Origin of the sequence: Candidatus Fokinia cryptica, from assembly GCF_034359305.1 — a bacterium.
Lineage (GTDB): Bacteria > Pseudomonadota > Alphaproteobacteria > Rickettsiales > Midichloriaceae > Fokinia > Fokinia crypta.
Genome location: NZ_CP110343.1, coordinates 21,823 through 44,967, shown reverse-complemented (window position 1 = coordinate 44,967; position 23,145 = coordinate 21,823). Strand labels below are relative to the sequence as shown.

22 protein-coding genes and 1 pseudogene are annotated in these 23,145 nt (G+C 32.9%); 11 read left to right on the top strand and 12 right to left on the bottom strand.

What is annotated here, in order from left to right:
• Positions 1–82: 82 nt before the first annotated feature.
• Together Fokcrypt_RS00220 and pheT are read right to left on the bottom strand one after the other, a co-directional pair.
• A complete protein-coding gene (locus Fokcrypt_RS00220) occupies positions 83–742 on the bottom strand; it encodes an O-methyltransferase (protein WP_323722203.1) in 660 nt (219 codons plus the stop codon).
• Positions 743–809: 67 nt separating this feature from the next.
• Complete coding sequence (gene pheT, locus Fokcrypt_RS00215; RefSeq protein ID WP_323722202.1) at positions 810–3,317, bottom strand: phenylalanine--tRNA ligase subunit beta; 2,508 nt, start codon at positions 3,315–3,317, stop codon at positions 810–812.
• 134 nt (positions 3,318–3,451) lie between these two features.
• On the opposite strand from pheT, the gene yajC reads away from it, so the two are divergent.
• Both yajC and Fokcrypt_RS00205 read left to right on the top strand, forming a co-directional pair.
• Positions 3,452–3,868 (top strand): preprotein translocase subunit YajC, encoded by a 417-nt coding sequence (gene yajC, locus Fokcrypt_RS00210; RefSeq protein WP_323722201.1) that lies wholly within the window; start codon positions 3,452–3,454, stop codon positions 3,866–3,868.
• Between the two features lie 128 nt (positions 3,869–3,996).
• Entirely contained in the window at positions 3,997–4,599 is a 603-nt protein-coding gene (locus tag Fokcrypt_RS00205) for an ATP-dependent Clp protease proteolytic subunit (protein WP_323722200.1), read from the top strand.
• A 62-nt stretch (positions 4,600–4,661) separates the two neighbouring features.
• Here the strand turns inward: Fokcrypt_RS00205 and mnmE are convergent, their stop codons facing one another.
• From mnmE to Fokcrypt_RS03585, 3 genes and pseudogenes are all read right to left on the bottom strand, one after another.
• The gene (mnmE, locus tag Fokcrypt_RS00200) at positions 4,662–6,053 is read right to left on the bottom strand and encodes a tRNA uridine-5-carboxymethylaminomethyl(34) synthesis GTPase MnmE (RefSeq protein ID WP_323722199.1); all 1,392 of its coding nucleotides are present in this window, start codon (positions 6,051–6,053) and stop codon (positions 4,662–4,664) included.
• Between the two features lie 19 nt (positions 6,054–6,072).
• Positions 6,073–6,618, bottom strand: coding sequence for a ComF family protein (locus Fokcrypt_RS00195; RefSeq protein WP_323722198.1), 546 nt, complete (start codon positions 6,616–6,618; stop codon positions 6,073–6,075).
• 48 nt (positions 6,619–6,666) lie between these two features.
• Positions 6,667–6,852 (bottom strand): annotated as a pseudogene (locus Fokcrypt_RS03585) (double zinc ribbon domain-containing protein); the annotation flags it as partial.
• A 108-nt stretch (positions 6,853–6,960) separates the two neighbouring features.
• On the opposite strand from Fokcrypt_RS03585, the gene Fokcrypt_RS00190 reads away from it, so the two are divergent.
• Positions 6,961–7,437: a ClpXP protease specificity-enhancing factor SspB gene (locus Fokcrypt_RS00190; RefSeq protein ID WP_323722197.1), complete on the top strand. Its 477-nt coding sequence runs from the start codon at positions 6,961–6,963 to the stop codon at positions 7,435–7,437.
• On the opposite strand, the gene Fokcrypt_RS00185 is transcribed toward Fokcrypt_RS00190, so the two are convergent.
• Genes Fokcrypt_RS00185 through Fokcrypt_RS00175 form a run of 3 tightly spaced genes read right to left on the bottom strand, consistent with a single transcriptional unit; the run spans position 7,430 to position 11,040 of the window.
• Positions 7,430–9,220, bottom strand: a complete 1,791-nt coding sequence (locus tag Fokcrypt_RS00185) for a M24 family metallopeptidase (RefSeq protein ID WP_323722196.1) — start codon at positions 9,218–9,220, stop codon at positions 7,430–7,432. The two genes, Fokcrypt_RS00190 and Fokcrypt_RS00185, sit on opposite strands and share 8 nt — an antisense overlap.
• 18 nt (positions 9,221–9,238) lie before the next feature.
• A complete protein-coding gene (gene dnaQ, locus Fokcrypt_RS00180) occupies positions 9,239–9,895 on the bottom strand; it encodes a DNA polymerase III subunit epsilon (protein WP_323722195.1) in 657 nt (218 codons plus the stop codon).
• Positions 9,892–11,040 carry a cation:dicarboxylate symporter family transporter gene (locus tag Fokcrypt_RS00175; protein WP_323722194.1) on the bottom strand — a complete coding sequence of 383 codons (1,149 nt, stop codon included), beginning with the start codon at positions 11,038–11,040 and terminating at the stop codon, positions 9,892–9,894. The genes dnaQ and Fokcrypt_RS00175 overlap by 4 nt, the downstream gene beginning before the upstream one ends.
• A 70-nt stretch (positions 11,041–11,110) precedes the next feature.
• Between Fokcrypt_RS00175 and pdxY the strand changes: the two genes are divergently transcribed.
• The 3 genes from pdxY to Fokcrypt_RS00160 are packed head-to-tail and all read left to right on the top strand — an operon-like array spanning position 11,111 to position 14,719.
• Positions 11,111–11,995 (top strand): pyridoxal kinase, encoded by an 885-nt coding sequence (gene pdxY / locus Fokcrypt_RS00170; RefSeq protein ID WP_323722193.1) that lies wholly within the window; start codon positions 11,111–11,113, stop codon positions 11,993–11,995.
• Positions 11,996–12,037: 42 nt separating this feature from the next.
• Positions 12,038–13,630, top strand: a complete 1,593-nt coding sequence (locus tag Fokcrypt_RS00165) for a glutamate--tRNA ligase (protein WP_323722192.1) — start codon at positions 12,038–12,040, stop codon at positions 13,628–13,630.
• On the top strand, positions 13,631–14,719 hold the full coding sequence (locus Fokcrypt_RS00160; RefSeq protein WP_323722191.1) for an RluA family pseudouridine synthase: 1,089 nt from the start codon (positions 13,631–13,633) through the stop codon (positions 14,717–14,719).
• Here Fokcrypt_RS00160 and lnt read toward each other — a convergent pair.
• The 3 genes from lnt to cutA are packed head-to-tail and all read right to left on the bottom strand — an operon-like array spanning position 14,692 to position 17,259.
• The gene (gene lnt / locus Fokcrypt_RS00155; protein ID WP_323722190.1) at positions 14,692–16,293 is read right to left on the bottom strand and encodes an apolipoprotein N-acyltransferase; all 1,602 of its coding nucleotides are present in this window, start codon (positions 16,291–16,293) and stop codon (positions 14,692–14,694) included. The genes Fokcrypt_RS00160 and lnt overlap by 28 nt on opposite strands.
• 6 nt (positions 16,294–16,299) lie before the next feature.
• Positions 16,300–16,908: a recombination mediator RecR gene (gene recR / locus Fokcrypt_RS00150; RefSeq protein ID WP_323722189.1), complete on the bottom strand. Its 609-nt coding sequence runs from the start codon at positions 16,906–16,908 to the stop codon at positions 16,300–16,302.
• Between the two features lie 18 nt (positions 16,909–16,926).
• Positions 16,927–17,259: a divalent-cation tolerance protein CutA gene (gene cutA / locus Fokcrypt_RS00145; protein ID WP_323722188.1), complete on the bottom strand. Its 333-nt coding sequence runs from the start codon at positions 17,257–17,259 to the stop codon at positions 16,927–16,929.
• Between the two features lie 98 nt (positions 17,260–17,357).
• Here cutA and Fokcrypt_RS00140 point away from each other — a divergent pair, with 98 nt between their 5' ends.
• From Fokcrypt_RS00140 to fusA, 5 genes are read left to right on the top strand one after another with little or no spacing between them, the layout of a single operon-like run.
• A complete protein-coding gene (locus Fokcrypt_RS00140) occupies positions 17,358–18,566 on the top strand; it encodes a cation:dicarboxylate symporter family transporter (RefSeq protein WP_323722187.1) in 1,209 nt (402 codons plus the stop codon).
• Positions 18,567–18,615: 49 nt separating this feature from the next.
• Positions 18,616–19,110, top strand: coding sequence for a hypothetical protein (locus tag Fokcrypt_RS00135; RefSeq protein ID WP_323722186.1), 495 nt, complete (start codon positions 18,616–18,618; stop codon positions 19,108–19,110).
• A 4-nt stretch (positions 19,111–19,114) separates the two neighbouring features.
• A complete protein-coding gene (rpsL, locus tag Fokcrypt_RS00130) occupies positions 19,115–19,492 on the top strand; it encodes a 30S ribosomal protein S12 (RefSeq protein WP_323722185.1) in 378 nt (125 codons plus the stop codon).
• 28 nt (positions 19,493–19,520) lie between these two features.
• Entirely contained in the window at positions 19,521–19,994 is a 474-nt protein-coding gene (gene rpsG, locus Fokcrypt_RS00125; RefSeq protein ID WP_323722184.1) for a 30S ribosomal protein S7, read from the top strand.
• Positions 19,995–20,040: 46 nt separating this feature from the next.
• Positions 20,041–22,137 carry an elongation factor G gene (gene fusA / locus Fokcrypt_RS00120; protein WP_323722183.1) on the top strand — a complete coding sequence of 699 codons (2,097 nt, stop codon included), beginning with the start codon at positions 20,041–20,043 and terminating at the stop codon, positions 22,135–22,137.
• A gap of 249 nt (positions 22,138–22,386) precedes the next feature.
• On the opposite strand, the gene Fokcrypt_RS00115 is transcribed toward fusA, so the two are convergent.
• Positions 22,387–23,145 (bottom strand): hypothetical protein (locus Fokcrypt_RS00115; RefSeq protein ID WP_323722182.1); only part of this gene is annotated, 759 nt, incomplete at its 5' end.

The window sequence follows — 23,145 nt, the reverse complement described above, 5'->3', positions numbered from 1 at the left end:
TAATCCGTAGGGTGAACGTAAAACATTTTCTATTAATTGTCTATTAAAGAAATTCGTAACAATTAAATTCGTAACAATTAGTTTACTTTTTCCTTGCAATCATTAAGCCATCACAAGTTGGGATGATGGTTGTATCGAATGCATCATTACTGCAAACATATGAGTTGAAAGCATCTATAGCGTTTCCGATATCAGAAGTACAAGAATGGAATGATGTGACATTATCCGCAATAAACAACCCACCTTTTTTCAAGTATTTTGATGTTGTTTGAAAGTAATTAATATACTCAGCTTTAGCTCCATCACAAAATATAAGTCCAAAGTTGTCACCATATTTTTCTAAGATTTTTCTAAGGTTTGCATCTCTTTCTTCTTTGGATTTACCATCATTTAAAAGTAATTGTATTTCGCATTTAAAATGACATCGTTCTATATTTCTTTTTGCCAATTCAAGTCTCTCATATGATTTTTCTATAGAAATCAGAGTGCTGTCATAATGCATATGATCTGCTAACCATGCGGTAGAATATCCGACAAATGTTCCAATTTCTAATGCCAAAGTTGGTTGTTGTGTAGCTACCAACCATCGTAATATAGAACCTTCTACCGATGTGATTTGCATATGTGAAAGTTCAGCGGGTGCTGAGTCTCTAATTTTCTCGAAACAACTATGTTGCTCATTTTTAATGAATTTAGAGATGTATTCATATTGAGATGAGGGAGATGTTCTGATTTTGGACATGAAAGGGGACACTATAAAATTAGTGGATATCTAGGTATTTTCTACAGACTTATGGATTAATTATGATTCATTGCAATCCTCTTATTTCTGCTGAAAACTGTTCTTTTACAAAGATAACTATTTTATTCAGAATAGAATCAATTTCTTCAGTCAAAAGAGTACCATTATCTTTTTGCAATTCGAATCTTATTCCAAAGTATGTAATATCTGCTGTTGATGGTTGATATACATCGAATAATCTTATTTCTTTGATAACAGCAAAATCTTTGCAGAAAGAATGTAGCTTTTGAATTATCAAAGAAGATTCTATTTGAGAAACAACTCCTATAGATAAATCTCTTGTTGTTTTTTGAAATTCTGAAAAAGTTTTTTTCCTAACTGTAGCAGCTTGTAAATTATTTAATTTTTCATAAAAAATTTCGAATAAAAATACATTGATGTCGACTTCATAATGTTCCGCTATAGTAGGGTGTAGTCTACCACAATATCCCACGATAGAGTTATTACACGTTATTACAGCACTTTGATAAGGATGATAATATTGTGAAGTATTTGCATTACTTAATTCGTAGTTATAGTGAAGCATATTGTCGTCCTTTAGTAATGATTGCTCAAAATTTGTGAACTTACTGATAACGGCTATTACGTCGTCTCTGACATCAAAGAAATCGTATTCCCTTTGGGAATTACTTCCCACTCTCATGCCGCTAATCATTTTGTATTCTTTTACTTCTTCATGTTGCTCAAAAACACTCCCGATTTCAAAAAGAGACATGTTTTTATTACCTCTACTAAGGTTTTTTTTAATCATACCGAGCATACTGGAAGGAATGTTATGCCGCATAATTGTAAAATCCTTATTAATGGGATTTTGTATTTTAAGTTGGTTATTATTGTAGAACAGTTTGCTAGTTTCCTCACTTATGAAGCTCCATGTTATAGCCTCATTTAAACCGCGTGCCAGTAATATTTTTTTTATTGTTTCTTCATTATTGTTTGAAGTTATGGCTAAATTTTCAGGAGTTAATTGCACATTAATACCTTCGAATTTGTTGGAAATTTCATCTAAATTAAGGAATCTTGCGATTTCTTCTGCGATGTCCTCAATATGTGATACATCACCTACCCTATAATATGGAACACTTAATTCAAACTCATTATTTCCGATATTTTTTACATAAAAACCAAGTGGGTGTAGAGTATCGACAAGTATTTTCTCCGACAATTCTATTCCTATAATAGATGCGATTTCTGTGAGTGAAAATGATATTATCTTTTTCGCAGATTCTGGCATTTTAGACTCTCTACTATCTATCCCTTCTACAGAGAAATGAAACTCTTTTCTTAAGAAATTTATAAATTGATTGATAAGAGTTTTTCGAAAAATTTCTTCCTCATTGTTTTGATATTTATAGCAAGTTTTTTTTCCGATAAATCGTAGTGCTGCTTCACTAATAATTCCTGTTGAATTAGCGACTCTTTGTACAGCAGAAGGTTCAAATTCTGCAATTTCTAAAAGAATGTTGCGAGTTTCAGATGTAATTTTAGTATCATCAGAACCCATGATACCAGGTAGTGAAATAAGTTGACTTTCATCCACTACTCCCCAATCGGTAGCATCATACTCTTTACCATTTAACGCTACAAATTTTTTAGGTTTCTCAAATTTCTTGATAGAAATTTTTCCTGATATTCTTGCCATGTCATACATGTGTATGGGAATACCGCTTTCCATCATAAAGAAATTCCCAACGTCTACAATAGGGTTATCGGATAAAGCTTTCATGCAAAACATAAGTAACCTTATATCTTGTGTTTTTACTCCTTCTTCGGATATTTGCCCATTTTTTAATGATACCGCGATAAAGCTTTTGCATAATTCTTTATCGATTTCATGAATTTTTGATATCTTATTGACTTCGAGTTTTTCGTTAGTCTTAAAATAAGATGGTATTTTCTGATAGTCGTCATGCAACTTAATTAGTTGAGCTGCATTCATTTCTCTTAGTAATCCGATCATACTTAAACAGTCGCTTCGTCTATTTGGTAGTACTGATATCTCTATTAGCACGTCGTCGATATTGAGTGCTTCTACTAACGGTGTACCTGTTGCTACGTCATCGTTTATTATAACAATACCGCCAATACTTTTTTCCATTTGTGCTCTTGGTTTGAAGGCAAATTCAGGAATTCCCAGTTCTTCTATGCTGCATAACATACCACTACTTTCTACATCTCGAATTACCCTTTTGACAATGGTTAAACCATTTTCTGTAGGGATAACTGCTCCGATTTTTGCAACAATTACTTTACCTTTTCTGACATTACTTGCACCACAGACGATTTGTTCTGGAGAGCCGTTTTTCTCAGTGAGAACCGAACATACAGACAAATTCGATGCATTAGGGTGCTTTATATGTTCAATGACTTCTCCTACTACGAAGTTGTTATATAGCTTTCTATAGTTCTCCTGTATCTCGCATTCAAACCCAATTCGTCCTAATCGATCAATTAATTCATCGCATTGTACGAGTAGATTTCCATACTTTTTTAACCAATTTAGTGTCAACAGCATGGTATTTTGAAGCTTATATTTACTTATTGATATCGTAATACTTAGCTTTTGCAGAACGTAATTGCAATAATTACCGATATAGTATACCTTTCTGCAGTAATAGAAATTTCGTTATATTTATACGTAAATAGATTATGTCATCAAACGAATTGACGACGATTTTAGTGAATATAGGTCCTTTAGTAATCATAATACTGATATTTTGGTTATTCATTGTAAGACCACAGCAAAAAAAAGCTAAAGAACATCAAAAAGCAGTAAGTGAAATGAAGTCTGGTACTGGCGTGATATTTGCAAATGGCATTAGGGGAATTTTCTTGAGAAGAGAAGATGAGAAATTTCTAATGCTAGAGATAGCTAGAGATGTAGTAGTAGCAGTTGTTGCTGAATCTATAACGCACATTATTACTGAAGATGATAGTAAAACAACTGTAAAAGCAGAACTCAATAACAATAAAGAAAAGAGTGGCATCGTTAAAAAAGAAGGAGACTTCAGTAATAATAATGGTAACAGAAAAAAGCCGAGATTTAGGCTAAATAATAGTAAGTAATTATTGTTTTATATTATTCTATATTTTTAGTCTGAATGGCAATTTATAGTATGTTTGTTGATCTTGTATTGTGTCATAGTGCGTTTTTAGTTAATCTCTAAGATATTTAGAAAAATTGCATATTTAGTATGGAAAACACTCTTGTACCAATTGTCATAGAAAAATCTGGCAGAAGTGAGAGAGCTTTTGACATTTATTCAAGATTACTGAGAGATAGAGTTGTGTTTGTTAATGGACAAATTGAAGATAATATGGCTTCTGTTATAGTGGCTCAGCTATTATTTTTAGAGTCCGAAGCTTCGGATAAACCTATATCAATGTATATTAACTCACCTGGTGGAGTTATAACAGCAGGTATGGCTATATATGATACAATGCAATTCATCACATCAGATGTAATGACAGTATGCATAGGGCAGGCCTGTTCTATGGGCTCAATGTTATTAGCTGGAGGAGCTCCTGGAAAACGGTATGCATTGAAAAATTCTAGAGTGATGATACATCAGCCATTAGGAGGGTATAGAGGGCAGGCTACCGATATACAGATTCATGCTGCTGAAATGGCGAAGGTAAAAAAGATGCTGATTCAGTTATATTCCAAACATACAGGACATAGCGAAAAGGTTTTGTTTAATGCCATGGAGAGAGATAATTTTATGTCTGCAGATGAAGCTATGAAATTTCGTATAGTAGATAAAGTACTAGAGAGTAAGAGTGGTCTTCTTTCTTAGGTTTTTTCTTTAATATTTTTGTGAAAAGCAAGTGGTAGAATCTTTAAATTTCTATCATGGTGCTATTTTCCTATACAAAAATTGTGAAATATGTTGTCTAATATCTCCTCTATATCCACTTCACCTATTAGTAGTTCGAGGGATTTTGCAACTTCTCTTATTAGGTGTGCCTTTATGTCGATGTATGTTACTGGAAGATTGATGTATTCTTTTATTTTTACAAGAGTGTGTTTTATAACGTCTAGCTGACGAAGATTGCTCGTAAGAGTAAGATCGTCGTACTCAATATATGTTTTTTCCAGTGCATTTATTAATTCAGATAATCCTGTTGCTGTCTTAGCGGAAAAAATGATGAAGTGTACTTCAATGTGATCCTTTATACGAGTTTTTATCGCCTTTATTATATCTATATTACATTCTTGTGTAGTTGATATATCGCTTTTATTATATAGAAGCAACACTTTTTGTAAGAATTCTATATTTTCTAGAGGTATCTTAGATTCTATCTGTTGATACTGTTCTTCAATATTAGTAGTTGCATCTATCACAATAAGTATTATGTGAACTGATGTAGAATATTCTATTGCACGGTGCATTCCGAGCTTTTCAATAGTATCTGAACTATTTTCTCGAAATCCTGCAGTATCGTAAAATGTGTATTTTATACCATTAATTTCTTTAGATACGGAAATTATATCTCTGGTAGTCCCTGGAATCTCAGAAACTATAGCTACTTCCTCGTTGGTAATAAGATTAATAATAGAAGATTTACCAACGTTCGGTGAGCCAATAATAAGTACTTTAATTCCTTCGAATATAGTGCGGCATTTATTGCTATGCGTGTAATGTTCTTGCATGTCATTTTGTAGCTCTAAAATTATGCGCTCAACGTAATGCAACTCATTTTCTGGTACTTCATCTGATGAAAAATCTATTAATGCTTCCATTTTATACATGCATTCTACGACAGTAGTTCGCCATCGTTTATATGTTTTATGTAATTTTCCTGACATTTGCGCCAGTATTGCACGTCGTTGCATACTAGTCTCAGCTTGCAGTAGTTCGGATAATGCTTCTACGTCTGATAGTGACATTTTGCCATTTTTGAAAGCAAGTTTTGTGAATTCACCTCTTTCTGCTTTCCTTAAAAAAGGTATTTTTTCTAATTCTTCAAGTATTCCGTTTATAACGGCAATACTACCATGTGTGTGCAATTCTACTATATCTTCCCCTGTAAATGTATTAGGAGCTCGAAAATATACATACATGCAGTCATCGAGTTGAGTACCATCAGAGGGTGAGAAAAGTTTTGTCCGAAAAAGTGTTCTATCTCTCGAATGTGTAGTGCATTTGAGCAATTGTGCAGCATCTATAGCACGACTTCCTGTGATTCTGATGATGGCGACACCTGATTTACCAAATGGAGTAGAGAGAGCGTAAATTGTACTATCCATATTATGAAGTTATGAATTATTATGTTTTTGCAAATGATAAGATTGTGACAAAAGAAGCACCATTGTTTAATAATAAGCTTGTACATTGTTGCATTGTAGCACCAGTTGTCATTACGTCATCTACTAGTAATATGTGCTCATTCTTTATTTGATGTAATAATTTCCTGTTTATTGTAAAAGCACTTTTTACGTTTTTCACTCTATCTTTTTCCGATAGGGTTTTTTGTATTTTATTATATTGTTTTATAAGAATGTTATGTAAGTACGGTTTCTTGATAGAAGTACTGATGTTTTTAGCCATTATAGCAGTATGATTGTATCCTCTTCTGCGAACAGCACTATCATGCATTGGTATTGGTACTACTAATGAAGTCATTTCAAATTTTTCTCTATGTATAAGGAATATTTTGGAAAGTAAGATATGGATAAAGTATTGAGCATTATTCTTAAATGATATCATTAAATTGATTACGATATGAGTATATAGAGTGAGACATATTATTGTATACTGTTCTCTGCGCTCATATAACTCTTCAAAAGGTATAAATGCCTCTTTATCATGCATCAAATATTGTTTCTCGCATAAACAATAAAAAGGGCTATTATATTCTATTATTTCTCCACAGTACTTACAGTGTGAGTTCCATATAAAATAGATATCATTCCAACAATTAGCACATAAAGTATCGTAATCTAGCACCTCACTTTTACAGCATATGCATGAAGGTGGACTTATGAAGGTTAAAAGGAAACGTATTAATCTTAATATTAAATGAAATATTTTTTTAGTTGATATCATAAAATCCAAAACTTAAATACTAATTAAAGTGTGATGAATGTATAAGATAAATTGAAATGTTGAGCTTTTTATGCTTATCATATATGTATATTGTAAAAAAGAGAGATAATGAAAAAAAAATTTGAGTATGGTAAGTTATATCCTAGCATAGTACGTCTTATGATTACTGATGTATTAAAAATGATAGAAAACAAAGAGGATGTCTTGCACTTTTGTATTAACATTACATGTGATATTCATCATCATGGTGTTGAAGTGCCACCTGTTCTGAAGGAGAGATATCCATACGAATTAAAGATTACATTGCAACATCCATGCCAGGATTTTAAGGCCTCTCATGAAAAATTTTCTGTTACCGCATCATTTGACGAATTGACAGAGCACGTCACCATACCGTTGGCAGCTTTGAAGCAATTTGAAGATGTAGTTGCTGGTATTAGTATTGATTTTGAAGCACTCAGAAGTGCTGATAAAAGACCCGCTAATTACCAAAGTAACATCGATCTAACTTCTTTAAATGAATTTATTGATAGTGATGGAGTTGCCGTATTGGATGCAAGGAATATTTTTGGAAAAATTAAGTGATTTTCATCAAATTGATAAATCGATTATATCTTTCAAGCCATGCTATTTCATCCTTGTGAAGCATAGAATATTCTATAAGATTTGAGTCGAATGGTATTATAGTAAGCGGAATGAAACACATATAAGAGCTGTGTAATTGTTCCTTTAGCATGCTTCTTTCAATTGGAGATAGAGATGAACATCTTTTCACATAGTAAAGATTTTCTATTCTGATTCCATATTTTTGTGTGAAGTATAATGCAGGCTCTATCGATAAAACTACATTCTCGACAATTGCTTCATTACAATTTTGAGATATATAGTATGGTCCTTCGTGTACATTTAAAGCAAATCCAACTCCATGACCGGTGGAATGTTGATAATCTAGATGTTGTTGCCATATGTTGTAGCGTGCTAATGAATCTAATTGTGCTCCAGTTGTCCATTCTGGGAAAATAGCACTTGCAAGCATAATATGAGATTTTAGTACAACGGTAAAATGCTTTTTTATTTCTATCAAATCGTTTTTTGAGAATTTTCCATGAGCAGATCTTAACAATATAGTACGTGTAACATCTGTAGTGCCATGTGTATATTGAGAGCCTGCATCTATGAGATATAGATTATATGAATTATTACAATATGTATGAAGTGAAGGTTTTTGTAAGGAGAATTTATAATTGTAATGAGGTAGTGCGGCATTTTCATTAAGTGCTGAGATTGTTGAAAAGCTTTCTTTGATATAATTTTGTTGTTCAGCTTTATATCTATGTAAAGCATCAGAAAAATCTTCTTCAATGGTAGAATTAGTACCTTTAAAATTGTTGATGAATTCAAAAAATTTATCAAATGCAATAGCGTCATTTTTGTGAGCTACTTTCATATTTTCTAGTTCTTCCGGAGTTTTTATTGCTCTTAATTTTTTTGAAAGATCGATACTATTTATGAATGTTTCAGAATGCGCATATTCAAAAGTTGTTGCAATAAGCTTATTATAAAGATTAGCAGGAAAAGACCAATGTTCTATTTCTATTTTGATGTTATTGTTTGCTAAGTTTACAACATTTTTTTGTAATTCTGAGATATGCACCACGTCATACGAAATATTCGATACGCTATTTGCATATTCGTTTTGAAAGAGGATATCTTTTTGATTATATATAGATGGCATTATTAGCAGCATTCCATTAAATGCAATGCTATAGCCATTTTCAATATCTCTGATCCCAAGAAGCCATGAGACAGATTCTATTGATGATATAAGTTTAGCATTTTTCTTATCTCGTATTTGTTCTATTCTAGCATTCGTCTTCTTGTCTAAAAAAATTATATTTTGCTTAAACTGATTCTTATGTTCAAAAGCACATAATATATCATCTGGTATAGCTATAAAGTCGAATTTAGAGAATTTCTGGTAAAGAAAAAGCTCACTTATTGTTGTATTGTTATCATCGTACCATACTTTAGCTTTTTCGTTAGATAATAAAGAATTTAGTGTTTCTAAGAAAGAGCGCGTTGTTACGTTGAGTATTGTAATACTTTCTTGCAAGTGTATTGGTTGTTGAAGCTTGAAGTCTCTTTCTGCATACGATGTATATCGTCCATCTACCATTATAGTAAGATGTTTGTGCGTGAGAAGAAAAATATAATTTGAAGACTGAAAGTTTATGGTGTGTGATACGACATTTGGAAAAATATTGCTCTTTGGAGAAGAAAATACGTCTTCTTTTTTATTTGTAATAATTGCACAATCAATATTGTGATGTAGCATCTTACTTCTAAATGAAGATAGAAAGTTTTTCATAGAATATTAATATTAAGATTATTTTCTTTTCCAAAGATTTAAATCGAGCGTCTCTATCAGATTGATATGTTTTTGTTTTTCTTCCTTTGAGAGAGGAATCTTTGATATGTCTCGTACTTTTTGTATTTCTGTATGAATTGTTCTAGTCAGTAAGATCTCATTTTGAGTTGGTGCCATCATATTCATGAAGACACGAGCTAAAAGGTTGACATCTATAAGAGCTCCATGCTTCTCTCTTTGATTTAATGATATAGAAAATCTTCTACATAAAGCATCTAATGAGTTTTGTGCACCAGGATACTTTTCTCGTGCTATTTGAAGTGTATCTATTACTTTATTAGATATAAGTCTTTTATTTGGTATTTGCCCAAGCTCGTGATTTAAAAATTTAATATCAAATTTCGCATTGTGTATTATCAGTACAGAATTTCCTATAAAAGCTAAAAATTCATCTACTATCTTTGAGAAGTCGCTGTATTTTTTTAGAAATTCAGCTGAAATACCATGAATTTTAAAAGCCTCTTCTGATATAGTAACATTCGGATTTACATACGTATGGAAAGACTCTCCAATTGTTTTACGATCTAGAACTTCTATACATGCAATTTCTATTATTTTGTCGCCCTTTTCCGGATTCAGACCAGAAGTTTCGAGATCTAATACTATTTCCCTCATCGTAATACTTTATAGTTTACTCTTATGACAACTCTATTCAGAAGTACCATAAACATTGCATTGGCAAGTACGTTAACGAAAGTAATGAGAAAATCCAACAGTATGTATAATGCCGTAATAGTTGCAAGCTCTCTCTCTCCATACCCGAAACAATGCTGAAGAATTGGTAGCATCACAATAATTCCACCACCAGGTATTGCTAATATTGAGAATTTAGCTATTACGAAATAGACGGTAAAAATAATATATGAGTAAATATCTATAGCAGGAAATCCATACATTTTTCCAACTATAAAACTAATGATTGGTATTGTAATACAGTCTCCTATTAAATGATTATTGATGCTTATTGGAGCTGCTATTTCAGTAATTTCATTGGTATTGTATTTCTTTTTAAGAGTTTGAAGTAGCATTGGTAGTGTTATCATACTACACATACTTACTCCTCCTAATAGCGCAATTGGTATTACTTTACCCATAAATTCATACATCTCGTCAAGACTTTGGAAACATATGAATCCCACCATAAATAAGTAGATAGCATATGCAACTAGTAAGAGTACTATTACATCCTGAAAATTTTCTGACAACATGGATATCAGTCCATCATGTTGTAGTTTAGATACCCCTCCTATTACATAAAGCGGTATCATAAGCCTTATGAATCTGAAGAAGTATTTCAAAACAGTTTCTAATCCTTCTAATAGCTTGCTATTATTTATTTTTTTTACTGCTATTCCGATAGCAATACCTAGTACTATTGTGAGATGAGCTGGAATAGATTGAGGCAATTTCATGCGATAAAGAGCATTCAATTTCTCGGGATTATCAGCGTGTGTAGTCACTGAGAATGTTTTATTTATCATGCTTTTGAATGCATATGCTGAAAGGGTTCCAAATGTATTAGACAGTACAATACCAATTATCGCAATAGCTGCGATTTTCGTCATATTCATACCTATTTTAGCAGTATTTTTGGCAAAGAGAGTAATTATTCCGAATGGTAATATGAATAATATTATTTCTTTCGCGTTTACACTAATTGTGTATAGTATCTCTTTGACATGCATTGACATGTATTTACCATCATCCAATATTATGAGGACTATTATGGCAAAGAAAATTAATTGAAATGCTCTATTCATTGTTTTTTCTATTAACTAATTGTGGACGACGCAAACTATACTATTTTTTACAAAAATTTAAATTAAATAGATGCATACGATATTATCATTTCAATCGCATGTTTGTTATGGATATGCAGGCAACAGTGCTGCAACCTTTATTTTTCAGAGATATTTTTTAGAGCCAGTTATAGTACATACAGTATATTTCACTAATCATACTGGCTACGGTAAAGCGTTTGGTAGAATAATTCCTCACGAAGATGTGAATGTTATTTTAAATGGTTTGTGGGAAATGGGCTTTTGGCAAAATATTAGTGCTATTGTATCTGGTTACGTTGGTTCTGAAACAAATGGAAATGCTTTGCTAGAAATGATAGAAAAATCCACACAATGTTCTTTAGAAATACCGATATTTATAGATCCAGTAATGGGAGATATAGGAAGGGGAATATTTGTGAAAGATGATGTTGTGAATTTTTTTAGGAAAAATGCTTTAAAGTATGCCGATGTGATCACTCCTAATCAATTTGAAGCAGAACTTCTTTCAGAAATGAAAATAAGAAATATAGAAGATGCGAAGAAAGTAGCTATGTGTTTATATAAGCGAATGAAGGGTAAAAATAACGGAAAATTAATCATAATAAAAAGTATTTTACATGATGTTGGTCATGAATTATCAAATCTTATGTTTGATGGAAGTGAGTATTTTTTGATTACTACTAAATCATATGACTTTGCTATGCATGATATGCGTATTCCTGGTGGGTTTGGCGATGTTTTTATGGCTTTATTTTCAAGCAATCATATTGTTACAAAAGATCCAATATCTGCTTTTGAGAATGCTACAAATATTATTTTTATGATCACAGAAAATACCTTTAAAAAAAAGAGAAAAGAATTAGATGTCATTAATTGTCAGGAAGAAATTGGAATATTACAGAGGTGCAATAGATTTCTAGCAAAAAAGATATAGAACATGAAAAATGATGGTGATATTATATAGACGGATAGTTTTTTGTTTGAGGTTATTTTTTCAGTGGCAGTAGTTGTAAGATTTGCACCATCTCCAACAGGTTATATACACGTTGGCAATGCACGTGCTGCACTAATTACTTGGTTGTTTGCGCGTTCGCATAAAGGTTATATGTTATTAAGAGTTGATGATTTAGATCCTACTCGCTCGGAGGAGCGCTATACCGAGCAAATAATGACTGATTTATCTTGGCTTGGTATCGACTGGGATTATAAATTCACTCAAACTTCGAGAAGGAATAGGTATCAGGAAGTAGTGCAGATGTTATACGAGGGAGGATTTTTGTATAAGTGTTATGAAACTAAGGACGAGTTACAGGCAAAAAAAGAAAAAAGCTTAATAGAGAAAAAGCCACCAATCTACGATAGAGAATCACTTCACTTAACGGACGAACAAAGAAGAAAATTTGAGGCTGAGGGTAGAAAAGGCTATTTTCGTTTTAAGATTCCGAATGATATCGAAATTACTTGGATGGATGAGATAAAGGGGGCAATTTCTGTTCCTAGTAATTCTTTGAGCGATCCAATAATAATGACGTCAGATCATCATCCGTTGTACAATTTCGCATCAGTTGTTGATGACTATGATTATGGAGTAACTCACATCATTAGAGGAGAGGATCACCTTACAAATACTGCTTCTCAGATACTATTATTCAAAGCATTAGGAGCTGTGGAAAGAGGAGAAGAGGAAAGTATTACTGATGATGTGATGTTGAAGAATCGAAAATTCTGCTTACTGAAGCAACAAAGCGATAACTTAGCAAAATTTAAAGAAATTGATAGTAAATATAAGCCTCAAGAGGATTTTCAGTCTTTTAATGATAGAAAAAAAATCAGGGATATACCGATTTTTGCACATCTTTCATTGTTCTATGGACATGATGCAGAAATCTCAAAACGTCTTGGTGGGTTTGATATTAAAGGTCTCAGAGAAGACGGAATTCATCCTATGGCGATCAATAGTTTTTTAGCAAAGATCAATACATCTATGACAATAGATGTTTCTAATTCATTGAATGAATTGATCAATGATTTTGGTATAGAATGCTATAATAAGAGTAATGTTTGCTATGATAAAAGCAATCTTATATCTTTAAACGCTGCTCTATTTCGTAATATGAGTAATAGTATTTTTATAAGAGCCTTTCGAGAATATCACGATGTGTGTGTAAAGAATAATATAGAAAAGAGTATTCAGGGTCATTCCTTAGTTGAAAAAGCAGAAGGCGACAATGATATGTTTTGGAGAATTGTAAGAGAAGAAGTGAGTACGTTTTCAGATGTGTATGAATGGTTGATAGCATTATACGGTAATATAGAATCACGTTTTTGCATGAGTAAAGAATTTGCCGATAAAGCTTTAACGTTGATACAGAAATACGATTTCTTTGATGAGGAAAAAGCGAAGATGTTCATGCACGAATTGAAGGATGCAATTGGATTAGATAAGGTGAAATTTTTTAAAGTATTTAGAAAGACCTTGATAGGAAGAGAAGTTGGTCCCGAGGTATGGAAAATTCTTACTGCACTTGGTCGTGAGAGAGTACAACGTAAGCTTGAGTTTGTGGAATAAATGAATGAAAGTGCGGTATGTAAGTTATGTGTGGATAATGATAGTGCTGGTCTAAGAATAGACTCATTCATACTTTGTAATCTCAAAACGATTTCGGCATACGATGGTACGATCTATTCTAGAAATTCAGTGCAAAATCTAATTGTGGGTGGATTCGTATCGTGTAATGAGAATGTTATTGTAAAGTCATCCCATAAGGTTAAAAGAGACGATATCATACAAATTTTATTTGTGGCAAAAAATCACATCTCAGATGCTATTACTTTAAAGAAGAGTATGAATGATATTTTTGCTGAATATGATATACGATTACTTTATGAAGATGAACATTTTCTTGCCATAGATAAACCACCAAATCTTATAGTTCATCACGGAGCAGGAACTTCGGGAATTATCACTCTCACCGATGTATTATCTCGTGTTGTGGGTTTGCAATTATCATTTAGTGATTCTTTTAGAGCTGGAATAGTTCATCGTTTAGATAAAGATACTAGTGGAGTGATGCTCATTGCTAAAACAGAAATATTTCATAATAAAATTTCTGAGAAAATACGAAATAAGGAAATGAGAAGAAGATATATATGCTTTGTATATGGAGTGCCAATTCCTCCAGTAATGAGGATTGCTAGTTATATTGTGAAAGATAGGAACTCAAATAATGTTAAGATGAAAAATGCTGAGAATGAAAATGGAAAATATGCTGTCACAAATTACCGAGTATTAGGAAATATATCGAATATATTTAGTGCTGTTGAATGCGAATTAGAAACAGGGCGCACGCATCAGATTAGAGTACATATGAGCGAGCATGGTCATCCTGTTATAGGAGATTTAGTATATTCTAAAGAAAAATGTGTAAAGCATCTTATTGCAAGGTTACAAAAATTAGCGACCGAAAGTGACACTAATGAAGTTCAAATAATCGAACAAATTTCCAATGATTTATCAAAAGTCAAAAGGCAACTTTTGCATTCAAAAGTTGTATCTTTTACACATCCTATAACTGAGCAATATTTTACAATTGAAGCTCAGTTAAGACAAGATATGGAAGTATTAGCCACTTATACTATATCACCATTACGTAAATAATGTTTATCTCTAGAGATGAAATGCATTCCAATTCGGAGTATCAAGAGAACATATAAAAATATTCTTAAAGGATATGCAATTTGTGGATATAAAGTATTTTTTGTGGATGGTATGATATCGGAGGAAATTATACATTCCGTATCCATTTCACTCTTTTTTATTACATCTCCAAGTGGATTAATGATGGCACTAATTCCATTATTAGAAACTCTAATAACTGATTTTCCATATTCTAAAGCCCTAGTTATTGCGTGTGAGAAATGTTGTTGCATTCCTATGGTACCAGAGCACCATATATCATTTGTAATATTTAAAATGACGTTTTCATTTCCTTTAACATTATCGAGATAATAACAATCAAAAATAATTTCATAACATATGTATGGTGCAGCTCTAATATTACCATTCTCCATAATGATAGTGCTTTTACTAGAGCCTGCTGTATATTCCTCTATGTTAATAGATACAAGAGGGTAAACAGACTGTAATATGAATTTTAAAGGATTATATTCTCCAAACGGGACAAGAGCTCGTTTATCATAAATAGTTTTAATTCTTCCTGAATGATCTATATGTATCATGGAGTTATAATGCGTGTAGTTTACGCGTTGTCCTATCTGATGCTTTGAGTATGAATCTGCTCCTATTATTAGCTCGAGGTTACCATATAAACATTCTACACATTCAACAAATGGAGTATCTCTAGATAATAAGAATGGAAAAGCACTTTCGGAAAAAACTATTATGTTATGGTTTCGAGTATTATTTTTTAATACTGTATGTGTTGCATTATTCAGTTTATACAATGATTCATAATTTGATATATTAACTTCCTTGCGATGGTTGAGTTGTATGATGTGGATTTTCGCATTTTGGAGTAAGTTAGTATGATTTTCTTGGTATTGTGATATACCAATGTATTGAGCTAAAAGTGAACAAATCAGCAAGCATAATATAGAGATATACATTTTGTTATCTTTCTTATCGAGCATTCCTAAAAAAAGAGCTGGGATGAAAATTGAGAAAAATATTACTAATAGTCCTCCTCCCCAACTTCCAACTGATGAGATGAATTGTTTAAGAATTCTAGAATTTAGTAAAATATGACCAAGTGGATTCCACGGAAATCTTATACAAATAAAGTGTCTTAGATCTTCGAATGCTACTGATAGAACGCTAAATGTTATTATTGAATTTATTGCTATACGTTTAGAATTCTTTGTCGTATATCTTTCCAAATGATAAAAAACAACTGCACATAATCCTTGAAACAGTGCTAATGTTGGAATAGCTATTGTGAATAATCCAACTGCTAGTAAGTAGCATACTAATTTCTGTTCCGGTATTGCTAGAAATGGTGGATCTTTCAGCCATGATAGACTGGTGTATAGATATCCTAAATTGAAGAAGAAACCGCTTTTGAATGCTTCAGTATGGCTTTTATTACAAAAATAGATGCAATAAAAGAGCGTAAAAAAACTTACTGGAGTACTTGTAAAAGAATGATATGGTGCAAACCCTAAAGTAAGAAGTATGCCTGCAATAAAGCATATTATATATTTAGTGTAATTCATCGTCGTTTATACTGGTGTGACATTTGTACGCATTTCTAAGGCAACTTTCAGAGTGCTTTCATCCATATAATCTAAATCTCCTCCCATTGGTATACCGAATGCAATTTTTGATACTTTTATGTTGTAATTATTTTTTGCTATAATACCAGATATATAATGTGATGTTACTTGTCCGTCTAATGTTGCACCTATACCAATTATTATCTCTTTTACTGAATCGTTAGCAATCCTAGAGAGTAATTGTTCTATAGGTAATGATGTAGGAGTAACATTATTTAATGCTGATAATAGTCCTCCAAGGACGTGATATTTTCCTTTAAAAGCATGTGCTTTTTCCATAGCCCAGAGAGCATTTACGTCTTGCACTATGCATATTACGGAGTCATTTCTCCGTTCATCTCTGCATATATAGCATGGATTTTCAACGTCAATATTGCAACATATATCACATTTTTGAGCTTTTTCATCTATAATGTGCAATGCGGTGATTATTTCTCTGAGTAAGTTTTTATTTTCGGTGAGATGCAGAAGTACTCTTTGAGCAGATCTATTACCGAATGTTGGTAATCTTCTCATCAGAGTTATCGTATTATTGAAAGGATGTGTCGACTTCATAGTTGTAATAAATGCAGATTAAGAAATATTGCTTAATTCAAGTGTTTTGAGCCAACTTACGTATAAATCATTGCATTTATCATTAGAGATTGAAGCTATTTTTGCTACAAAAGGAATATCATAAGGATGATGTTTTGAAATGAATCTTATGAGCTCATCCTCATATTTTTCCATAGTCTTTACAATGAGAACAACTTCTTCACTATTTTGTATTGCAGTTTCGGAAATATAAAAAGAAGTGATTTTCGGTATCATGTTAACGCAAAATGCAAGCTTTTCGTGCAATATTCTCATTGCTAGTTCTTTTGCATCATGTTCTGTTTTAAAGGTAGTATAAATAATTGATATCATATTCGAAAATAGATTAAAAAAGCAGGTAGACTCTAGTGCTTTAGATACTTAGATTGTTTATAAGTATTCACATCATAATATTTTATCCGGCATTTACTATGTTGTTTTTGAAGTTTTTTCCGATTCTTGCAACTGTATTGCTATGCATAGTAATAGTAACATGTGAAAGTATCATTTCACTTAGCTGTAAAGAGATATTACTTGGTATTAGTATAGCTCTTAAAAATATTTTAATGAGCGTGATACCTTTTGTAATTTTTTCTTCTATTTATAAAGCTTTTTCCAGAATAGTGACGGAAAGTATTGTTTTTATTTTTGTAATACTACTCACTATAATAATATCTAATTTCTTAGCGGTGACTTTTGCTGGAATTGTAGGATATTCATTTCTTGCTTCTAATACTAGTGATATGTTGTTGCAAAAGATATCGAATGATGGCTGCTTGAAGCCAGCATTTATACTTCCTATGATAAAATCCCTTTCTAATGGAGAAGCTTTTTTAGCGAGTGTTTTATGTGTAATTTTTGGGAAGTTAGGTATTAGAAAAAAATGGTACATAAGTATTAACGCTTTTATTATTCAAGTAACTAATTATGTCGAAAAAGCATGCGTATTCTTTTTGCGTAATTTATTTTTTCAATTGTTACCACTGTTTGTTGCTGGCTTTGTGATGAAGTTAGTGTATGAAAAAACGTTCTATGATCTGATGCAATTTAGTGGAGAATTCATGATTATAAGTTGTATTAGTATTACTTGTTATCTGTTTGCTATATTTGGAGGAACATTATTAATAGATCCGTTGAGGAATTGGAAGGAAAATATAGCAGGTGCGATTGTACCAGTAATGACAGCATTTTGTACGATGTCTAGTTTAGCTGCTCTGCCATTTACAATAAGAAATATAGAAAATGGTACTCGCAATAAGGAATTATGTGTAGCATCCGCTAATGCTACTGTTACCACTCATATGATTGGAGATGCAATATTTATACCACTTTTAGCCATTACTATATTATTGACAAACGGTTTTGTGATGCCGTCATATTCTAGTTATATGCTTTTTACTATATGGTTTGTTTTAACCAAATTTTCTGGTGCGGGAGTACCAGGCGGCACTATTATTGTGATGATACCTATATTAGAAAATTATCTTTGTTTTGATGAAACACTTGGCATGGTGATTACCATGTTGTATATAGTGTTAGATCCTTTAATTACTGCGTGTAGTGTTTTTGCAAATAATATTTTTATATTGTATTTGGATAAAGTGTTTTCGTTGGTAAAAAGATATAGGACGCCTCATTAATATTATTCCATATGAATAAAGCAAATAGCTAAACAAAAACAGGGAAAAAATGAATAAAACATATCGTGATAAATGTAGTGCAAAGGATATAGATGAGTTAGTTTATGAGATAAAAAGACTTAATCTTGGTGCTTTCCCATCTCCAGCATTTCTAGAAAGTTATGAAGAGATATGTCCTGGTATCTCTAGAACATTAGTACAAATGGTTTTTCAAAACGTAAAAAGGCAAAGAGAGTTGGATAAGGTATATTCATATAAAACTGGTCTTATGATTCAAATCATGAATTATCTAGCTTTTACTTCCGGACTTGCATTTATATTCACATCAGTTGTTGCTTATAAAATCACGAATAGTGTGCCTGTAATGCTACTTACTAGTACTTTAGGCTTGACATTCACAGTAGTAATGTATTACCTATTTAGGAGAATGTTTTTTCTTGACGGCAGATTATGCGTTGTTCCGATGTTTTATAAAGATAAGCAGAGTTGGGATTTTGGTAATGGCGTCGTTTTGAAAAAGAGTAATACGCGAAAGGTTAAATGAATTTATGCCAACGATTAATCAGCTCATAAGAAATAAAGTAAGAGTAAACAAGAAAAGGAAGTCAAAAGTTCCTGCTCTGTGTGGGTGCTCTCAGAGACGTGGTGTTTGTACGAAGGTGTATACTACTACTCCTAAGAAGCCTAATTCCGCGTTGCGTAAGGTAGCTCGTGTTAGACTTACTACTGGCTTTGAAGTGATAGCTTACATAGGAGGTATAGGACATAATTTACAAGAACATTCCGTTGTTCTTGTAAGAGGTGGACGTGTGCCAGATCTGCCAGGTGTTCGTTATCATGTAGAGCGTGGTACCTTAGATACGCAAGGTGTGAAAAATAGAATGCAATCTCGCTCTAGATATGGTGCGAAGCGCCCTAAAAGTTAATTTTGTTTAATAAGTAAATTTCTTTACTATGTCTAGACGTTCTCGTGCTAAGATAAGACAGATACCAAAGGATCACAGATACTCTGATTCTGTAGTTCAAAGATTTATAAATTACATGATGCACGACGGTTTAAAGGCAAAAGCTCAGTTTATAACCTATGAAGCAATGGAAGAAGTTGCTGAGTCGAAAAAAATCGAGCCACTTGTCATGTTTTCAGAGTGTATAGAGAAATCGAGACCCTTAGTAGAAGTACGCTCTAAAAGAGTAGGAGGAGCTACGTATCAAGTACCTCATGAAGTTAGTTTACGTCGTGGTATTGCTCTTGCAATGAGGTGGATTATTAGTGAAGCTAGAAATAACAGAAAGAGAGGTGGAATGAAGGCTTCTCTGGCAGCATGTTTTGCTGAGATTGTAGAATCTCGTGGTACTGTATTGAAAAAACGCGAAGAAGTACATAAAATGGCTGAAGCTAATAGAGCTTTTGCTCACCTGAAATGGTAATCTCGTTTCGTACGGAGATTATAAAAGTTTTGATTTTTTTATTGCGATGAGTGTTAATGTTCCTTCCGAAAGATATAGAAATATAGGTATTGCTGCTCATATTGATGCAGGAAAGACTACAACTACTGAAAGAATACTCTACTATACTGGGAAATCTCATTCTATTGGTGAAGTACATGATGGTAGTGCTACCATGGACTGGATGGTGCAAGAACAAGAAAGAGGAATTACTATAACTTCAGCTGCTACCACGTGCTTTTGGAAAATGAATAATCTTGATTATAGAATCAATATAATTGATACGCCGGGACACGTAGATTTCACCATCGAAGTAGAAAGGTCTATGCGTGTTTTAGATGGAGCTATAGCTGTCTTTGATGCTGTGAGTGGTGTTGAGCCTCAATCAGAAACTGTTTGGAGACAAGCAAATAAGCATAATGTAGCGAGAATATGCTTCGTAAATAAGATGGATAGGATAGGTGCCAACCTAATGCGTTGTATTGACATGATGAATGATAGATTTGGAGTGAAGACAGTGCTTATGCAGCTTCCTATTGGTACGGAAGATCAATTCGTTGGAATAGTGGATTTAGTAGAATTTAAAGGATTTCGTTGGAGTAGTGATGATAATGGTGCTAAGTTTGATGAAATTCCAGTTCCCGATCATATGTTGGAAGAAGCTAAAAAGTTTCGTAGTCTGATAATAGAAAGTGCAATAGAGTATGACGAAGAGTGTTTCGAAAAGTATTTGAACGGGCAGGAAATAACCATTCAAGAAATAAAAAAATGTATACGTCGTGCTACGATTAAGTGTGCTATATTTCCCGTTTTTTGTGGAAGTGCTTTTAAAAATAAAGGAGTGCAGATGATATTAGATGCTGTTGTGGATTATCTTCCTAGTCCCTTAGATCTACCACCTATTAAAGCTTTGACAGTTGCGAAAAATGAAGAAGTTGAATTTTCTCATTCTGAAAAAGAGCAGACGGTCGCTCTTGCATTTAAGATAATGAATGATAAATTTGTTGGCTCAATCACATTTGTACGAATCTATTGCGGTTCTATTGAAAGCGGTACTGCACTGACTAATACCTCTAAAGATTCTGATGAAAGAGTTGGTAGAATATTGCTTATGCACGCTAATGAGAGAGAGGATATAAAAAGTGCAAAAGCCGGAGATATAGTAGCTCTTGCAGGCCTCAAGAATACTAGTACGGGTAATACTTTATGTTCAAAAGCAGGTTCAAAAGTAATATTAGAAAAAATTGAAGTTCCAGAGAGTGTGATAAAAATTTCTATAGAACCAAAAAACAAGGCAGATCAAGAAAAAATGAGTTTGGTGATTAATAAACTTAGTAATGAAGATCCAAGTTTAAGAGTTGAAGTGAATCACGAAACAGGTCAGACAGTATTAGCAGGTATGGGAGAGCTACATCTCGATATTATTCTTGATAGGATGAAAAGAGAATTTGGTTTAGAAGTAAGACATGGAGAGCCTCAAGTTGCTTATCGTGAAGCAATTACTAAGAGTTATACTGTAGACTATTTACATAAAAAGCAAACAGGTGGTGCAGGGCAATTTGCACGTGTTATTATTACATTCGCACCACTTGAGAATGGCGAGACAGGGATAAAATTTGAGAATAAAATCGTTGGAGGAGCGATTCCGAAAGAGTACATTCCAGCAATTGAGCATGGTATATATGATGCTGCGGAAAATGGGGTACTTGCTGGGTATAAGTTACAGGATTTTCGTGCTGTGCTTACCGATGGAGCATACCATGATGTAGATTCTAGTGCATTAGCATTTGAGATTGCCGCAAAAGCAGCCTTCAGAGAGGGGATGGCTAAGGCAAGTCCTAGGCTTTTGGAGCCGATAATGAAAGTTGAGGTGGTGACTCCTGTTGATTTTATGGGAGATGTAATGGGCTTACTAAATAGCAGACGCGGTAGAATAACAGAAATTGAAGATAATTACAGTGGAAAAGTGATCACTGCTAAGGTTCCTCTTGGGACTATGTTTGGTTTTGTTAGTGTTTTGAGATCTGCGACACAGGGAAGAGCCAATTATACAATGGTGTTTGATTCATATGAATTTGTGCCACAAGCAGTAAGTGATGCTATAATTAATAAAGAGAAAGCATAAGGAGGAGTGTAGGAAATACATAAAAAAAAAGAGTTAGATGGAAAGGATTAAAAAGTGAATATAAAAGGAAAGAGGAGGATAGAAGGATCAGTATGGAGAAGGTATTGAGTTGTGAGATCTAAGGTGAGGGAGGAAAATATAGGTGTTGACAAGAGATAAAAATTAAGAACTGTAAGTCATTTAGGTGGGACTGTATAATACCAAGCAAGAAGGATAATATTTTTGTGGAGATTGATAAATTTCTAGGATTTATTGAGTATCAGAAAGAATACTTATTGCATCATCAATGCCAGTAGAATATTCAACTTGACCATCATAATTAGTATATACAACATTACCTTGAGTAAGTGAGAGCATATCTATCTCGTCAAAATTAAAATGAGGATGGAATACGTCGAATATTGACATCTCATTGCCTGGACAACAATTTGGTAAGTTTCGCGTACACATAGGGAGAATTTTTATCTCACTCTTTCTTTCTCCACTAAATATAGCGGGATTATAATGCCCAACATATCTAGGCTTACAGAAATATATATTACCTGCATATAATTTTAACGCCTCTGCAAATTTTTCAGAACTATAGATAAATAAGCTGCTTTTATCATGAACGTGTACCGAAGTATACATCCTATCTGCAATTTTCTCATGACCTTTCATTGTAACATTTTTATCGGACAATTTTGATGTTTCGACAATCACTGCTGTTAGATCACGCATCTTTTCACCAAATCTAGCACCTTCTTCGACAAGGATTCTTTGTTGCTTCATAAGCTCAGCTGCTTCTTCATATTTACCTTCTATTTCCTTTTTATCTGCTTTATTATGTAGTATATCTGCTTCAGTAAATGACTCATTCATTTTATGAGCCAATAATGTCATTCTCTCTTTCTCAGTTTTTACTTCTGGATGTGTTTCTATATATTCTCGTGAGTCCTGTAATATCCTTACAAGTTTTTCTCCTTCTACCTCCAATCTCTCATATACTGTCTTTAGCTTTTCTTTTTC

Bases quoted from the DNA above. Each gene is read 5' to 3' on its own strand.
- Fokcrypt_RS00185 (WP_323722196.1), bottom strand. From the start codon at position 9,220: ATGAAAAACTTTCTATCTTCATTTAGAAGTAAGATGCTACATCACAAT.
- mnmE (WP_323722199.1), bottom strand. From the start codon at position 6,053: ATGGATAGTACAATTTACGCTCTCTCTACTCCATTTGGTAAATCAGGT.
- Fokcrypt_RS00175 (WP_323722194.1), bottom strand. From the start codon at position 11,040: ATGAATAGAGCATTTCAATTAATTTTCTTTGCCATAATAGTCCTCATA.
- fusA (WP_323722183.1), top strand. From the start codon at position 20,041: ATGAGTGTTAATGTTCCTTCCGAAAGATATAGAAATATAGGTATTGCT.
- lnt (WP_323722190.1), bottom strand. From the start codon at position 16,293: ATGAATTACACTAAATATATAATATGCTTTATTGCAGGCATACTTCTT.
- recR (WP_323722189.1), bottom strand. From the start codon at position 16,908: ATGAAGTCGACACATCCTTTCAATAATACGATAACTCTGATGAGAAGA.
- pdxY (WP_323722193.1), top strand. From the start codon at position 11,111: ATGCATACGATATTATCATTTCAATCGCATGTTTGTTATGGATATGCA.
- rpsL (WP_323722185.1), top strand. From the start codon at position 19,115: ATGCCAACGATTAATCAGCTCATAAGAAATAAAGTAAGAGTAAACAAG.
- yajC (WP_323722201.1), top strand. From the start codon at position 3,452: ATGTCATCAAACGAATTGACGACGATTTTAGTGAATATAGGTCCTTTA.
- Fokcrypt_RS00205 (WP_323722200.1), top strand. From the start codon at position 3,997: ATGGAAAACACTCTTGTACCAATTGTCATAGAAAAATCTGGCAGAAGT.
- Fokcrypt_RS00135 (WP_323722186.1), top strand. From the start codon at position 18,616: ATGAATAAAACATATCGTGATAAATGTAGTGCAAAGGATATAGATGAG.
- Fokcrypt_RS00140 (WP_323722187.1), top strand. From the start codon at position 17,358: ATGTTGTTTTTGAAGTTTTTTCCGATTCTTGCAACTGTATTGCTATGC.
- dnaQ (WP_323722195.1), bottom strand. From the start codon at position 9,895: ATGAGGGAAATAGTATTAGATCTCGAAACTTCTGGTCTGAATCCGGAA.
- Fokcrypt_RS00190 (WP_323722197.1), top strand. From the start codon at position 6,961: ATGAAAAAAAAATTTGAGTATGGTAAGTTATATCCTAGCATAGTACGT.
- Fokcrypt_RS00195 (WP_323722198.1), bottom strand. From the start codon at position 6,618: ATGCATGATAAAGAGGCATTTATACCTTTTGAAGAGTTATATGAGCGC.
- rpsG (WP_323722184.1), top strand. From the start codon at position 19,521: ATGTCTAGACGTTCTCGTGCTAAGATAAGACAGATACCAAAGGATCAC.
- pheT (WP_323722202.1), bottom strand. From the start codon at position 3,317: ATGCTGTTGACACTAAATTGGTTAAAAAAGTATGGAAATCTACTCGTA.
- cutA (WP_323722188.1), bottom strand. From the start codon at position 17,259: ATGATATCAATTATTTATACTACCTTTAAAACAGAACATGATGCAAAA.
- Fokcrypt_RS00220 (WP_323722203.1), bottom strand. From the start codon at position 742: ATGTCCAAAATCAGAACATCTCCCTCATCTCAATATGAATACATCTCT.
- Fokcrypt_RS00160 (WP_323722191.1), top strand. From the start codon at position 13,631: ATGAATGAAAGTGCGGTATGTAAGTTATGTGTGGATAATGATAGTGCT.